This is a genomic window from Paraburkholderia sp. BL17N1, assembly GCF_003634175.1.
Classification (GTDB): Bacteria; Pseudomonadota; Gammaproteobacteria; order Burkholderiales; family Burkholderiaceae; genus Paraburkholderia.
The window spans coordinates 2,373,079-2,387,444 of sequence record NZ_RBIW01000002.1; the positions used below are offsets into that span (position 1 = coordinate 2,373,079).

At 64.7% G+C, this 14,366-nt stretch carries 17 protein-coding genes; 8 read left to right on the forward strand and 9 right to left on the reverse strand.

From position 1 onward, the window contains the following. The first annotated feature begins 284 nt into the window (after positions 1 to 284). The 3 genes from B0G82_RS30530 to B0G82_RS30540 are packed head-to-tail and all read left to right on the forward strand — an operon-like array spanning position 285 to position 1,460. Positions 285 to 593, forward strand: coding sequence for a hypothetical protein (locus B0G82_RS30530; RefSeq protein ID WP_121310947.1), 309 nt, complete (start codon positions 285 to 287; stop codon positions 591 to 593). 11 nt (positions 594 to 604) lie between these two features. Continuing rightward, entirely contained in the window at positions 605 to 958 is a 354-nt protein-coding gene (locus B0G82_RS30535) for a hypothetical protein (RefSeq protein ID WP_241974902.1), read from the forward strand. 55 nt (positions 959 to 1,013) lie between these two features. Beyond that, positions 1,014 to 1,460: a lytic transglycosylase domain-containing protein gene (locus B0G82_RS30540; protein WP_106282416.1), complete on the forward strand. Its 447-nt coding sequence runs from the start codon at positions 1,014 to 1,016 to the stop codon at positions 1,458 to 1,460. An 88-nt stretch (positions 1,461 to 1,548) separates the two neighbouring features. Here the strand turns inward: B0G82_RS30540 and B0G82_RS30545 are convergent, their stop codons facing one another. The 7 genes from B0G82_RS30545 to phnG form a co-directional block, all read right to left on the reverse strand. Next, on the reverse strand, positions 1,549 to 2,682 hold the full coding sequence (locus tag B0G82_RS30545) for an alpha-D-ribose 1-methylphosphonate 5-triphosphate diphosphatase (RefSeq protein WP_121310037.1): 1,134 nt from the start codon (positions 2,680 to 2,682) through the stop codon (positions 1,549 to 1,551). Between the two features lie 121 nt (positions 2,683 to 2,803). Next, positions 2,804 to 3,568 (reverse strand): phosphonate C-P lyase system protein PhnL, encoded by a 765-nt coding sequence (gene phnL, locus B0G82_RS30550; protein ID WP_116147882.1) that lies wholly within the window; start codon positions 3,566 to 3,568, stop codon positions 2,804 to 2,806. An 8-nt stretch (positions 3,569 to 3,576) separates the two neighbouring features. Then, entirely contained in the window at positions 3,577 to 4,347 is a 771-nt protein-coding gene (phnK, locus tag B0G82_RS30555; RefSeq protein WP_121310038.1) for a phosphonate C-P lyase system protein PhnK, read from the reverse strand. Beyond that, positions 4,344 to 5,276 carry an alpha-D-ribose 1-methylphosphonate 5-phosphate C-P-lyase PhnJ gene (locus B0G82_RS30560; protein WP_121310039.1) on the reverse strand — a complete coding sequence of 311 codons (933 nt, stop codon included), beginning with the start codon at positions 5,274 to 5,276 and terminating at the stop codon, positions 4,344 to 4,346. The genes phnK and B0G82_RS30560 overlap by 4 nt, the downstream gene beginning before the upstream one ends. Then, positions 5,273 to 6,415, reverse strand: coding sequence for a carbon-phosphorus lyase complex subunit PhnI (locus B0G82_RS30565; RefSeq protein ID WP_121310040.1), 1,143 nt, complete (start codon positions 6,413 to 6,415; stop codon positions 5,273 to 5,275). Before B0G82_RS30565 ends, B0G82_RS30560 begins: the two co-directional genes overlap by 4 nt. Continuing rightward, on the reverse strand, positions 6,415 to 7,026 hold the full coding sequence (phnH, locus tag B0G82_RS30570; RefSeq protein ID WP_121310041.1) for a phosphonate C-P lyase system protein PhnH: 612 nt from the start codon (positions 7,024 to 7,026) through the stop codon (positions 6,415 to 6,417). The genes B0G82_RS30565 and phnH overlap by 1 nt, the downstream gene beginning before the upstream one ends. Then, complete coding sequence (gene phnG / locus B0G82_RS30575) at positions 7,026 to 7,523, reverse strand: phosphonate C-P lyase system protein PhnG (protein WP_121310042.1); 498 nt, start codon at positions 7,521 to 7,523, stop codon at positions 7,026 to 7,028. The genes phnH and phnG overlap by 1 nt, the downstream gene beginning before the upstream one ends. Positions 7,524 to 7,704: 181 nt before the next feature. Between phnG and phnF the strand changes: the two genes are divergently transcribed. From phnF to phnN, 3 genes are read left to right on the forward strand one after another with little or no spacing between them, the layout of a single operon-like run. Continuing rightward, positions 7,705 to 8,463: a phosphonate metabolism transcriptional regulator PhnF gene (gene phnF, locus B0G82_RS30580; RefSeq protein WP_116147889.1), complete on the forward strand. Its 759-nt coding sequence runs from the start codon at positions 7,705 to 7,707 to the stop codon at positions 8,461 to 8,463. Then, positions 8,460 to 9,182 (forward strand): DUF1045 domain-containing protein, encoded by a 723-nt coding sequence (locus tag B0G82_RS30585; protein WP_121310043.1) that lies wholly within the window; start codon positions 8,460 to 8,462, stop codon positions 9,180 to 9,182. Before phnF ends, B0G82_RS30585 begins: the two co-directional genes overlap by 4 nt. 2 nt (positions 9,183 to 9,184) lie before the next feature. Then, complete coding sequence (phnN, locus tag B0G82_RS30590) at positions 9,185 to 9,739, forward strand: phosphonate metabolism protein/1,5-bisphosphokinase (PRPP-forming) PhnN (protein ID WP_106282406.1); 555 nt, start codon at positions 9,185 to 9,187, stop codon at positions 9,737 to 9,739. Positions 9,740 to 9,745: 6 nt separating this feature from the next. Here phnN and B0G82_RS30595 read toward each other — a convergent pair whose 3' ends face one another. Further along, entirely contained in the window at positions 9,746 to 10,654 is a 909-nt protein-coding gene (locus tag B0G82_RS30595) for a LysR family transcriptional regulator (protein ID WP_121310044.1), read from the reverse strand. Between the two features lie 133 nt (positions 10,655 to 10,787). Between B0G82_RS30595 and B0G82_RS30600 the strand changes: the two genes are divergently transcribed. Both B0G82_RS30600 and B0G82_RS30605 read left to right on the forward strand, forming a co-directional pair. Further along, positions 10,788 to 11,978, forward strand: a complete 1,191-nt coding sequence (locus B0G82_RS30600; RefSeq protein ID WP_121310045.1) for a M20 aminoacylase family protein — start codon at positions 10,788 to 10,790, stop codon at positions 11,976 to 11,978. A 63-nt stretch (positions 11,979 to 12,041) separates the two neighbouring features. After that, positions 12,042 to 13,343, forward strand: a complete 1,302-nt coding sequence (locus tag B0G82_RS30605; protein WP_121310046.1) for an MFS transporter — start codon at positions 12,042 to 12,044, stop codon at positions 13,341 to 13,343. A 42-nt stretch (positions 13,344 to 13,385) separates the two neighbouring features. Here B0G82_RS30605 and B0G82_RS30610 read toward each other — a convergent pair whose 3' ends face one another. Continuing rightward, positions 13,386 to 14,210 (reverse strand): IclR family transcriptional regulator, encoded by an 825-nt coding sequence (locus tag B0G82_RS30610; protein WP_106282402.1) that lies wholly within the window; start codon positions 14,208 to 14,210, stop codon positions 13,386 to 13,388. Positions 14,211 to 14,366: the final 156 nt, after the last annotated feature.

The following is a 14,366-nucleotide window of genomic DNA, read 5'->3' on the forward strand; positions in this document are numbered from 1 at the left end:
CGTGTTCTTTCCAACTGCTTTCTATCTCTGTCGCCGGCTTCTCTCTTCCCTCCAAAACCGCGAGGCAAGTTTGCCTCGATCCTCGCTTTGCCGAGCGCCGAAGCAATCGTTTGCGCCGATCTTGAGGCAAGTCTTTTTGATTTTCAGCGAAGCGTTTCCGCCATATCAACTTTGCCGCGAGCCTGCCGAAAACTCCGATATAGCAACGAATCTGAAGGGAGACTTCCGTGAAGCGACAGATAGGGTTATTGGCTGCCGTTTTCGCGGTCGCCGGATGCGCGCAGATGCCTGGGCCGACTGCGGCACATCCGGACAAGGCGCCGAACGAGGTGATCAGCTTCGATATTCCGCCCGATGCGCTCGGTGCGCGCGATCCGCAACTCGCCGCCGTGCTCGCCAAGGCGGGCGCGCTGGCTGCCGCGCAGCCACAGTCCACGGTCGTGCTCGTGACCGCGCTGGGACAGGACTTCGCGTATCTGAATCAGGCGGTGTGGAAGGGCGTGCCGGCACAGCGCACCGCGCGCGTGAACTTCGAGAACCGCACCGCCGGGTTGGGTCAGCCGTATAGCGTGTCCATCAGGACGGTTCAGTGAAGGAGGGCACCGTGACGGTTCGCATCGTTTTTCTCGCGCTGGCCATGCTGCTTAGCGCGCCGGCCTTCGCCGGTCAGCCGGGCGCCGATCCGCAATCCGGCGGCGCAATCCCGGCCGCATTTCCGGCTGCGGCGGACAAGGTGTATCCACCGTTGCCGTCGCTCGCGATGCTGCCGCCGCCGGGCGCGGGCGACGACACGTTGCCGCTCAAGCCGGCGACGCATCGCAAGAAGCAGCATGCGGCGGCGCCCACGCAAGAGCGCAGAAGTCCGCCGACGCCGGTGGTGCGCATCGTCGTATCCGACGCCTCGCATGCCTATCTCGACTCCGTGCAGCGCCAGATCGAACAGGCGTTGGCGAAGTAATCCGGCGGCGCTGCGGCGCTCGCCTCTTTATCGCTGACAAGCGGAAGGATGCATCATGTCCCTGAAGATCCTCCTGACCGCACTCGCCTGCCTGTCAGTGTGCGGCGCCGCGCAAGCGGCCGACGACTGTTTCAACGAAGCCGCGGCTTATCAAGGCGTCAACCCGTGGGTGCTGCGAGCGCTGGCGTGGTATGAATCGAAGGGTGACGCGAGCGCGATACGGCAAAACGTCAACGGTTCGATCGACGTGGGTCAGTTGCAGATCAATTCGATTCACTTCGACGATCTCGCGCGCGAAGGCGTGCCGCATCGCGCGCTGATCGATCCGTGCGTGAACGTGTACGTGGCGGCCTGGCTGCTGAAACAGAAGATGGTCAAGCACGGCAATACGTGGCGCGCGATCGGCGCTTACCACTCCGAAACGCCGAAACAGCGCGATGCGTATGCGCGTGGAATTCAGAAGGTACTGGTGGCGTGGGGGCAGTTGCCGTCCACACCCTGAGGCTGTTCGCGAGGCGTGAGGCACACGCCCGGCGAACAGCAAAAGACCCTTGCAACAAGGTCTTTTCGCAAACTTCAAACTTCAAACTTCAAACGATCCGTGCCCCGCCGCGAAACGTTGCGCGCGGCACCGGCAACTTGTCGAGCATCGTCACGCGCACGAAGTCCGCGCGCAACCCCGCTTCGATCGCGCCGCGGTCGTGCAAGCCGGCGGTGCGCGCCGGTTCGGCGGAGACCGTTTGCATCGCGCGCGGCAAGCTCCAGCCGGCTTTGTCGACCAGTTCGAACACAGCGGTCATCAGGCTCGACGGCACGTAATCCGACGACAGGATATCGAGCAAGCCGGCCTTCGCCAGTTCGAGCGCCGACACGTTGCCCGAATGCGAGCCGCCGCGCACGATGTTCGGCGCGCCCATGATGGTCGAGATGCCGTGCTCGCGCGCGGCCTGGGCGGCGATGCGGGTGGTCGGGAATTCGGCGAGCACGATGCCTTCCTGCCTGGCCTGTTCGACGTGCTCGATCAGCGTGTCGTCGTGGCTCGCCACCGGAATGCCGAGCCGGTTGCAGCGCGCGACGATCTCGCGGCGGTGCGCATCGGCGTAACGCGCCTGTTCGACCGACAGTTCGGCCAGCGCCGTCTCGACGTGTTCGTCGCTCAGCTTGCCGTTGCGTTCCTGGAAGCGGCGCCATTGCTCGCGGTCGTGCCATTGGCGCTGCCCCGGCGTGTGATCCATCACCGAGGCGAGCCGCAGCAGTGGATGCGCGCACAATGAATCGAACACTTCCACCACGTCGGCGGTGGCGATTTCGCAGCGCAGATGCAGGAAGTGTTCGGCGCGCAACAGCTTGCGCTCGGAAAACCGCGTGAGCGACGCGGCGCATTGCGTCTGCAGATCGCGGCCCCGCAATCCCACGTTCGTACGCGAGCCGATGGCGAGCGCGTCGAACACGGTGGTGATGCCGGCCGCGGCCACCTGCGCGTCGTGGATCACGAAGGCGGCATCGGTGTTCCATTGCACGCCCGGACGCGGCGCGAGATGCTTCTCCAGATTGTCCGTGTGCAGTTCGATCAGGCCGGGCAACAGATAGTCGCCGTCCCAATCTTCGGCTTCGCGCGCACTGGTCGTGCCGCGTTCGACGTCGCGAATCACGCCGTCTTCGACGCGTAGCACGCCGGTGAATACTTCGTCTCGCGTCACGATGCGAGCGTTCCTGATCAACATCGACTTGCTCCGTAGTCAGTCAGACTTGAGTGTGGCTGTATGGGTGTTTTTTGCATCGATGCCGCATGCGTCAGTGTAGTGCTGTTTCGCGCGGCGCTTGCGCCGCTTCATGCGATCCGCGTCAGTGACGCAGCGGCGGCTGCAGTTCCAGGCGGCGCGTGGCCACCTTGCTGCGCGTATCTTCGTCGTGGAAAATGCCGACGATCGCCGCGCCGCGCTCGCGTGCCTCGACGATCAGATCGGCGACCACGTCGCGGTTTTCCGCATCGAGCGAAGCCGTCGGTTCGTCGAGCAACAGTAGCGGGTGCTCCGCGATCAAACCGCGCGCGATATTCACGCGCTGCTGCTCGCCGCCGGAGAACGTGGCGGGCGCAAGCGACCACAGCCGCTCCGGCACATTCAATCTGGTTAGCAGCGCGGCCGCACGCGCGCGCGCTTTGTCCTCCGGCACGCCGCGCGAGAGCAGCGGTTCGGCGACTAGCGTGAGTGTCGGCACGCGCGGAATCACGCGCAAGAACTGGCTCACATAACCGACCACGCCACGGCGCAGACGCAACACGTCGTGCGGCTCGGCGCCGGTGATCGACACGGGCTGGCCGTCATTCGCCGCATCGCGAACCACGATTGAGCCGCTGCTCGCCAGGTAATTGCCGTACAGACAGCGCAGCAGCGTGCTCTTGCCGGCGCCAGACGGCCCGACCAGCACCACGCACTCGCCGCGCTCGACATCGAGCGAGACGCCCGCGAGCGCTTCGATCCGCACACCGCCCTGGCCATGCAACGTAAACGTCTTGCCGATGCCGACCGCGCGCAGCATCAGCGCGGCATTGTCGATGAACGCGTGCTCGCCGGCGCGCGCTTCACTGCTTGTTTCAATGGATCGCATTGTGAGCCTCAAACCGGCAGAACCGAGGAAACCAGCGTTTGCGTGTACGGGTGCTGCGGATCGTCCAGCACCTGATCGGTCAGGCCCGCCTCGACGACTTCGCCGCCCTGCATCACCACCAACCGATGCGCGAGCAGGCGCGCGACGCCGATATCATGCGTGACGATCAGCACCGACAGATGCAGCGTGGACGTCAGCGTGCGCAGCAGATCGAGCAGACGCGCCTGCACCGACACGTCGAGACCGGCCGTGGGTTCGTCCATGAAGACAAGCCGCGGACTGGTGACGAGATTGCGCGCGATCTGCAAACGCTGCTGCATGCCGCCTGAAAACGCTGCGGGAAATTCGTCGATGCGAGAAGCGTCGAGTTCGACTCGCTCCATCCACTGCGTAGCCGCGTAACGGATATCGCCATAGTGACGCGCGCCGACCGCCATCAGCGGCTCGCCGATATTCGCGCCGGCCGAGACGCCGCTGCGCAGTCCGTCGCGCGGATTCTGCTGGACGAAGCCCCACTCCGTGCGCATCAGCAAGCGGCGGCGCGGCTCGGACAACGCGAGCAGATCGAGCTTGTCGCCATGCGTGGCCGTGTAGTGAAGCGAGCCGCTATCGGCGGAGGTTTTCAGCGCGAGCGTATTGAGCAGTGTGGTCTTGCCCGAGCCAGATTCACCGACGATGCACAGCACCTCGCCCGGATACAGATCGAAGCTGACGTTTCTGCAGCCGTTGCGGCCGCCGTATTGTCTGGTGAGCGAGCGGGCGCTCAGGAGCGGCGTCATGCGGGCTCTCCCTTGCGTGCTTCGCGCGACGGCAGATCGAGATCGGCGTCGCCGCGCCGTTCGTGACAGTAGTCGCTATCGGAGCAGACGAACATGCGCTTGCCGGCGTCGTCCACGATCATTTCGTCGAGAAAGCTTTCCGTCGATCCGCACAGCGCGCACGCGTGCTGCCATTTCTGCACTTCGAACGGATGATCGTCGAAGTCGAGACTGCGCACGGGCGTGTACGGTGGAATCGCGTGAATGCGCCGCTCGCGGCCGGCGCCGAACAATTGCAGCGCGGGGTTCATATGCATCTTCGGATTGTCGAACTTCGGAATCGGTGACGGCGAAGCGAGGTAGCGATGGTTGACGATCACCGGGTAGTCGTACGTGGTCGCGATGCTGCCGTGATGCACGATGTCTTCATAGAGCTTCACGCTGATCAGGCCGTAATCGGCGAGTGCATGCAGCTTCTTGCATTCGGCGACGCGTGGCTCGAGGCGAAAGAGCGGCTCGGGCATCGGCACCTGATAGACGAGAATCTGCTTGTCGGTGAGCGGAGCTTCTGGAATGCGGTGACGCGTCTGGATGATCGTCGCGTCGACGGTGCGGCGCGTGGTCGCCACGCCGGTAGTGCGTGCGAAGAAGCGGCGGATGTTGACCGCGTTGGTGGTTTCGTCGGAGCCCTGATCGATCACCTTCAGCGTGTCCTGTTTGCCGATGATCGCCGCGGTGACCTGAATGCCGCCCGTGCCCCAGCCGAACGGCAGCGGCATTTCACGCGAGGCGAACGGCACCTGATAACCCGGCACGGCCACGGCCTTGAGCAAGGCGCGGCGCAGCATGCGTTTGGTCTGTTCGTCGAGGTACGCGAAGTTGTAGCCGTCGGCGGCGCTGTCGTATGACGCCGTGGGCGCGGTGACGAAAGATGTGTCGGGCGCGTTCATGCTGCCTGCTCCTGCTGACCGCTGGGTTGATCCGTGCCTTCTTGCTGGCTCTGCATGGCGTGCTTCGCGCGCAAACGGCGCACGAGTTCCAGTTCCGATTGAAAGTCGACGTAATGCGGCAGCTTCAGATGCTGCACGAAACCGGACGCTTCGACGTTGTCGCTATGCGAGAGCATGAATTCGATATCCTGCGTCGGCGAGCCAAGCGTTTCTCCGAGTTCTTCAGCGCGCAACGCGCGGTCGACCAGCGCCATCGCCATCGCCTTGCGCTCCGAGTGGCCGAACGCGAGACCGTAGCCTTGTGTGAACGTCGGCGGCACCTCGCCGCTACCGGCGAACTGGTTGATCATCTGGCATTCGGTAATGTCGATGTCGCCGATTTCGACCGTTTCGCCTAGCTCGTCGAGCTGCATTTCCACGGCGACCGTGCCGAAGCGGATCTCGCCCGCGAACGGATGCGAATTCGCGTAGCCGCGTTGCGTCGCATAACCCATCGCAAGCAGAAAGCCTTCGTCGCCGCGTGCGAGATTTTGCAGGCGTGTAGCGCGGCTTGCGGGAAAGGCGAGCGGCTCACGCGACAGGTCGCCGGGTTCCGGCGCGTTCGGCGTGGGACGTTCCTGTTCGATCAAGCCTTCCTTGTCGAGCAGGCTGACGACGCGCGGCATGGGTTCTGTTTGCACTGCTGCGGCTTGATTCGGCGACGACGACGCTGCGTTGACAGCCGTATCGCCTTCGACCAGCAACGCGAAATCCAGCAGACGTTGCGTGTAATCGTAAGTCGCGCCGAGCAGCTGGCCGCCGGGCACGTCCTTGAAGGTCGCCGAAATGCGGCGCTCGGTTTGCATCGCTTCGGTATCGATCGGCCGCGTGTAGCCGAAGCGCGGCAGTGTGGTGCGATACGCACGCAACAGGAAGATCGCTTCGACCAGATCGCCGGCGGCCTGCTTGATAGCGAGCGCGGCGAGTTCTTCGTCGTAGACCGAGCCTTCAGTCATCACGCGCGCCACCGCGAGGCGCAGTTGTTCGCGAATCTGCGCGACGCTGAGTTCGGCCAGCCGCGTGTCGCTGCGGCGTGCCTTGTCGAGCAGACGCCACGACGCTTCGATCGCGCGTTCTCCACCCTTGACGGCAACGTACATCAGTTCACCTTCGCTTCAGTTGTGCGCGGCAGGCCGATCAGACGCGCGCCGCAGACGAGATAACAGTCCACGCCACAAGGAAACAGCGGCGCGAGGGCGGCGCGTTCGCGCCAGAAACGCTCGGGCAGGCCGACCGGCTCGATCGTGGCCACGTGCTGGATGCCGGGGCCGCTCAGCACGACCGGGACGCCGCCCGTCAGCGCTTCGACACGAATCAGCAGCGTGACCGATTGCTCGGGCGATTCCGCCGCGCCGAGCGCGAAGCAGTCCAACGGCGGCAACGCGCCGGCATCGTGGATATAAGCGAATGCGGCGTGTCCCGGTTCGTCGACGAGCGGCGCGCCGGTATGAAAGCGCAGCGCCGAGGCCAAGGCCGTATCGGGTTGCGCAAGCCATACGGGCGTCGCGTAGTCGCACAGCGCGAGCAGTGCCGCGAAGGCGGCAAGTTCGGCGCGCGTGGCCCGCACTTCGGGCAGCACGTTCTCGACTACACCGACCGTGCCTGGCCGCGACAGCGCGTCGAGCAGGGTGCGGAACACCGCCTGGGTGTCATGCACCGGGTCGGCGAAACCCGGCGTCAAAGTAGACAATGCAATCTGTGAGTTTTCCATCAGTCGCCCCGGTCCATCGTGAAGAATTCGACACGCGTGGCCGCGGCGTCCTGTTGCCGCCCGGCGCGTTTCACGGCCACCTGCGCGGCAAACGGCTCGATCAGTTGCTTATGCAAGACGGCGTGATGCTCCGGCATTTGCAGGAGCGCGTCTGCTAGCGCAGCCAGTTCGGCGCGCCGGCGGTCACGGCCGAGATGACATGCCACGCCGACGGCGGTGGCCGCGTCGCCCGGCGCACGCAGACGCAAGGTGGCGCGCGTGACCGTCGCTTCGCCGAGATTGAACGGATCGCCGCTGCCGCCGACGCGCCCACGCACCATTGCGAGGCCGATCTCGGGCGGGCGCAGCCAGTCATACGTGGGAGTGGGGATGTCCCGCAGTGCGCGTTCGAGCGCGGCTTCGAGATCGGCGCGCGGCGTGCGCGCCAGCACGGCCATCCATGCGCGCCGGACAGCCGATGGCGGAGCGGAGGAAGGCGAGGCGGAGGTGGCACTCATCGAAATTCCTGTTGATCCAGCGAGTAGACATTTGACCATCTATTCATCTAAACGTCTAGACGTTTAGGGGTATGCTTGTCGAGCCGTGTAGCGCATGAAGGCCGTTTCATATTTCCATCACGGCTTGCGCACTACAATGCACGTCATAGCGAATATTTGAACCTAGGGGAATGACAGCACCATGACATCGAACGACAACGCGACGCCGGGCACGATGCTCGAACGCGGCGCGGGCGTTGCCGTCTGGCGGCAGATCGAGCAGATCCTGGCGGCGGAAATCGCCGCCAGCGGCTTTGGCGAAGAAGGGCGCCTGCCGAGCGAGGGCGAACTGGCCAAACGCTTCGACGTGAACCGGCATACCGTGCGCCGGGCCATGCTGGGTCTTGCCGCATTGGGCCTCGTCAGCGTCGAGCAGGGGCGCGGCACCTTCGTGCAACCGGGCGCCATCGACTATACGATTGGCCGCCGCACGCGGTTTACAGAAAACTTGCGCCAGCAGCATCACGCGGCGGCGGGCACGATGTTGTCGGCCGCGCGCGTGAAGGCCGAGCCGAGCGTCGCGAAGGCCTTGAGTCTGCGGGCCGGTGCATCGGTCTACCGGATCGAATCGCTGCATGAATCCGACGGCGTGCCGCTCACGTTCGCGCGCAACTGGTATCCCGCGGCGCGTTTCGCTGACCTGCCGCAAGTGCTGGAGCGCACCGGCGGCATTACCAAGGCCATGGCGGAATTCGGCGTGAACGATTATTTGCGCAAGTGGAGCCGCATCGGCAGTGTGCTGCCCGAACCGGAGGTGGCGCGGCGGTTGAATATCAACCGTCAGCAACCGGTGCTGTGGGTCGAGAACGTCGATGTCGATCTGCAAGGCACGCCCGTCAAATACGGCTTCACGCACTTCGCCGCGGATCGCGTGCAACTGCTGGTGGAGCACGACCTATGAGCGGCGGTGAATGGAGCGCCGAGGCTCGTTTTGCCGTGTATTACGCGCCCTCGCGCGAATCGGCGTGGTGGCGAGCCGGGTCGGAATGGCTCGCGCGCGACGCGGAAAGCGGCGAGCGGTGCGAGGCGCCGCAACCTTCGGATCTCGCACGTCCACTCGTCGAACTGACCGAAGCACCGCGCCGCTACGGCTGGCACGGCACACTGGTCGCGCCGTTTCGACTCGCCGACGGCCTGACGCAGGCACATGTATTGCAAGCCACGCGTGAGTGGGCACGGACGCAAAGCGCATTTGCATTGCCGGTGGAAGCCGCGACGCTCGGCGACTTTGTTGCGTTGCGGCCCGCCGATGCGCAAGGTGAGGCCGGCATCCGCGCCGTGGCCGCGAGCGCGTTGCAAACGCTCGGCAGGTTGCGCGCGCCGCAGTCCGCCGCCGATCTGGCGCGGCGTCTGGCGGCCCCGTTGAGCGAACGGCAACGTGCGTTGCTGATCGAATGGGGTTATCCATACGTGTTCGACGAATTCCGTTTTCATATGACGCTCTCCAGTTCACTCGCCGATGCCGAGGAGCGCGCCACGCTGGTCGCATGGTGGCGAGCGCGAACGCCCGCGCTCGGACCGCTGCTGGTCGATCAGGCGGCGCTCTTCGTCGAACCGGCGCCTGGTGAACCGTTCGTGTTGTGGCAGCGCGTGCCGTTTCAGACCGGCGAGGTGAAATAACAATGACAGGTCGCTTGATCTACGTAATGGGACCGTCCGGCGCGGGCAAGGATTCGTTGCTGGAATTCGCGCGCAAGCACCTGATGGGCGAGCCGATTCTGTTCGCGCATCGCTACATCACGCGGCCGAGCGGCAACGGCGAGGCGCATGTGGCATTGAGCGTGGAAGAGTTCGCGGCGCGTTCCGTGCTCGGCCTGTTCGCGCTCGAATGGTCGAGCCATTCGCTGCGTTATGGCATCGGTGTCGAACTCGATGCGTGGCTTGCACGCGGCTGCACGGTGGTCGTCAATGGCTCACGGCAGCATTTGCAGCATGTGCTGGCGCGCTATCCGCATACGGAAGTGGTGCACGTGGACGCCGCGCCGCACATTCTCGAAGCCCGCCTCGGCGCGCGGGCGCGTGAGTCGGCGGAACAGGTCGCAGCGCGGCTCGCGCGCCGCGCGCCGTTCTCGTTGCCGGACGGCGTGCGCTGCACCACGATCGATAATTCCGGCGCGCTCGACGAAGCCGGACATGAGTTGATTGCGTTTTTAAAGGCGGAAGCCGACGTTCAGTAAGCCGTACTATCCTGCTGCCGCCATACTTTCCCGTGTCGCATCCTGCAGACACGACACGAACTGCCGCACGGCCGGCGTCGGCAGCAGGCCGCGCCGCGAAATGATGCTGAGATCGTAGTTCGGCAGCGCCTCTTCGATCTGCGCGACGCGAATGCCGAGCGGCGCGACCATTTGCGCAAGCGGCCGCGTGAAGCAGCCGATCACGTCGGTTTGCGACACCAGTCCTAGAGTCACCGCGAACGACGACGGCGCACGGACCAGCCGCTTCGGCACGGGCAAGCCGTGCGCGGCGAACATCGCCATCATCACGCTGTGCGGGAAGTGATCGGCACCCACGGTCACGATCCACTCCGCGTCGAGCAACTCATGCAGGCGCGTCACATTGGCCAGCGGGTGCCCGGCGCGCATGGCGACGACGAACTGCGTCGAGTAGAGCGGCGCCTGCACCAGATCGCTGTCCAGCGCCTGCACGTGATGGATCGCCGCGATATCCAGCGCGCCGTTGCGCAAACGCGCGACGGCGTCCGGGATCGTCACTTCCTCTAGATGCAGATTGACCCGCGGCATCGCGAGGCGAAACTTCGAGACCGCGTGCGGCAGCGCCGTGAGCGCGATCGACGGCATGGTGCCCACGCTGACCTTGCCGGCCAGTTCTCCCTTGACCTGTTCGACCGCTTCGACCGTACGCCGCATGTCGCCGAGCAACTGCTCGGCGCGCGGCAGCAGCGCGAGCCCGCATGCCGTCAATTCGATGCCGCGTACGCTGCGCACCATCAGCTCGGCATTCAACGCGCTCTCAAGCTCGCGGATCGTATGCGTGACGGCCGGTTGCGTCACGCCGAGCTCGCGCGCTGCGGCGCGCAGACTGCGGTGATGGGCGGCGGCGACGAACGCTTGCAACTGCTGCGGTTTCATTGGGGTAATCCCGTATATAACGCTTGTTAATCGGGGTGAAAAAAACAGCATCTTATTCGAACAAAACGGCGTGGCTATAGTGCTCGCCTGTTTGCCGCGTTTTGATGCGGCCATGAATCCATGGAGCCTAGAGATGAGCGAAGCCGCGCGTTTCACCGAAGTGTCCGACCTGGCGCCCGCCGCCGAGAGCCTGCGCGAGATTCGCCATCACATTCACCATCATCCGGAACTGGCCTACGAGGAACACCAGACGAGCGCGCTGGTCGCCGGCAAGCTCGAGCAATGGGGCTGGCAGGTCACGCGCGGCGTCGGCCAGACGGGCGTGGTGGGCACGCTGAAAGTAGGCGACGGCAAGCGCAGTATCGGCATTCGCGCCGACATGGACGCGCTGCCGATCATCGAGCAGACCGGCCTGCCGTATGCGAGCGGCACGCACGGCAAGATGCACGCATGCGGCCACGACGGCCACACGACGATGCTGCTCGGCGCCGCGCAACGCCTCGCGGCTACACGCAATTTTTCGGGCACGGTGCATCTGTACTTTCAACCGGCCGAGGAGAGCGGCATCGACAGCGGTGCGCTGAAGATGATCAACGACGGCCTGTTCGAGCGCTTTCCCTGCGACGCCGTGTTCGGCGTGCACAACCATCCTGGCGAAGAACCGGGCGTGCTGTTGTTCCGTAAAGGGCCGTTCATGTCGGCGGGCGACAAGGCGATCATCACGATCGAAGGCGTCGGCGGCCACGCGGCGCGTCCGCACCTCACGGTCGATCCGGTCGTGGTGGCGGCGAGCATCGTGATGGCGTTGCAGACGATTGTCGCGCGCAACGTCGATCCGTCGCAGCCGGCGGTGGTGACGGTCGGCTCGATGCATGCGGGCACCGCGAACAATGTGATTTCGAGCAGCGCGAAGCTGGAACTGAGCGTGCGTTCGTTCAGTCCCGAGGTGCGCGCGCTGCTGAAGAAGCGCATTACCGAACTCGCTGAATCGCAGGCCGCGAGCTACGGCGGCAAGGCGATCGTGGAATATATCGAAGGTTATCCGGTGGTCGTCAATTCGGATGCCGAAACGGATTTCGCGGTGGAGGTGGCGCGCGAACTGGTCGGCGACGACAAGGTGGTCGCGCAGACCGAGATACTCATGGGCAGCGAAGATTTTGCCTTCATGCTGCAGAAGCGGCCGGGCACCTTCCTGCGCATCGGCAACGGCGCGGGGGAAGACGGCTGCATGGTGCACAACCCGCACTACGACTTCAACGACCACAATCTGCCGGTCGGCGCGGCGTTCTGGACACGGCTGGTGGAGCGCTATCTGGGCCAGTGATCCGGCGCGGCGAGCCGCGCCCTAGTCAAGCCTTACAACCATAACAACGAGGAAGACCACGCGATGAGTACCACGACCGATGCGAGCCATGCCGCGGCGGCGAGCCGGACCAACAGCCGAGGCGCGATCGCTGCCGCCGTGATCGGCAACTGGCTCGAGTTCTTCGACTTCACCGTGTACGGTTTTTTTGCCGTGATCATCGGCAAGCTGTATTTCCCGTCGGCGGATCCGACCACGTCGTTGCTGTTGTCGGTGGCGACCTTCGCGGCGGGCTTCATCACGCGGCCGCTCGGTAGCGTGATGCTCGGCGTGTACGCGGACCGCAAGGGCCGCAAAGCCGCGCTCAATCTGACCATCATGCTGATGGCGGTGAGCACCGGCCTGATCGCAATCGCGCCGACCTATGCGCAGATCGGTTTGGCGGCTCCTTTGCTGATCGTGCTCGCGCGTCTCGTGCAAGGCTTCTCGCAAGGCGGAGAGTTCGGCGCGGCCACCTCCACGCTGCTTGAACAGGGCGGCGGCACGCGGCGCGGTTTTCGCGCAAGCTGGCAACTGGCGACGCAGGGAGGCGCGGCGTTAATGGGCTCGGGCATCGCGGCGGCGCTGTCCGGCGCGTTGCCGAAAGACTCGCTGGAAAGCTGGGGTTGGCGCATTCCGTTCCTGCTCGGCGTGCTGATCGCGCCGGTCGGCATGTATCTGCGCCGCCGTCTCGCCGACGACGCGGCCAGCGCGCACAGCCATGCGATTGAACGCGGCGTGCTGCGCGAACTCTTCACCAGCCATGTGCGCCCGCTCATCCTGATCACGCTGACGGTGATGGGCGGCACGGTCTCGACCTACATCCTGACCTTCTACATGCCGACCTACGCGATCCACACGCTCGGCCTGCCGATGTCGCTGTCGATGCTGGTCGGCGTCGCCTCGGGTTTCGTGATGCTGATTACGTGTCCGCTATTCGGCATGCTGTCGGATCGCATCGGCAGCCGCAAGCGACCGATCCTGTTCGGACGCGGCGTGCTGGTGCTGCTGCTGTTTCCGGCCTTCATGCTGATCAACCGCTTTCCTCAGTTGCCCGTCATCATGTCGCTGACCGCGCTGATGCTGCTGTTTTATTCGATGGGCTCGGCGTCGGAATTTGCCTTGATGTGCGAGTCGTTTCCGCGGCGCGTGCGCGCCACCGGCATTTCGATCGCGTATGCGTTGAGCGTGTGCGTGTTCGGCGGGACCGCGCAGCTTGTCGCCACGTGGCTGATCAAGCTGACCGGCAGCAAGCTGGCGCCGGCCGGTTATGTGGCGGCGTGCGTCGTGGTGTCGCTGATCGCGGTCTCGATGCTGAAGGAAACCGCGGACAAGCCGATCGATTGATTGAACAGGGCGTTGCCATCGCGCGGAGCCCCGCGTTCGAGATTACCCGCGCCGCGCCACCATCTCCGAGACGGTTTGCGCGGCCTGCTGCAACGGTTCCAGAAACGCCTTCACCATCTGCTTGCCGGAATTGCGCTGCGCATTGCCGCTGATATTCATCGCGGCGATCACGCGTCCCTGGCGATTGCGGATCGGCGCGGACAGCGAAATCAAACCGCCTTCCAGTTCCTGATCGACGATCGCCCAGCCCTGGCGGCGCACCTGCGCGATCAGCTTCTTCAACTCTTCCTTGTCGGTGACCGTGCGCGGCGTGTGGGCGTAGAGCGGCGTCGAGCCCAGCGTCGCGTCGAGCGCTTCGTCGTCGAGCGAGGCCAGCAGCACGCGGCCCATCGACGTGCAATAGGCCGGCAAGCGGCTGCCGATCGACAGGTTGATCGTCATGATCTTGTGGGTCGGCACGCGCAGCACATAGACAATCTCGGTGCGATCGAGCACGGCCGCCGAGACGCTCTCGTGAACCTGCGCGGACAGTTGTTCCATTACCGGTTCGGCGAGGTTCCAGAACGGCATGGAGGTCAGATACGCGAAGCCGAGGTCGAGGATCTTCGGCGTGAGGCGGAACAGGCGGCCTTCGGCCTCCACATAACCGAGCGTCTGCAGGGTCAGCAAAATGCGGCGCGCGCCGGCGCGCGTGAGACCGGTGGCGGCGGCGACGTCGGTGAGCGTCTGTTCGGGGCGCGTGGCGTCGAACGCACGGATCACCGCGAGGCCGCGCGCGAACGACTGCACATACGAATCGCCCGGTTTGTCCGGGGCCGGTTCGGCGCTGACGGGAACGGCGGAAGACGGCGGCAGGGCTTTGCTCATGGACCTTGAAGATGCGTTCGAGGAACTGCGGACCCGCGCCGCGCTTGAATTCCCCGCGCGGCGCGCTAAAGGCGTGACGATAGCTTAAGCCTTCTGTTTCGCCAACTTTGCCGCCTGATGGACAAAAATCCCAGGGTTTGCATGGATGCAGCCCGC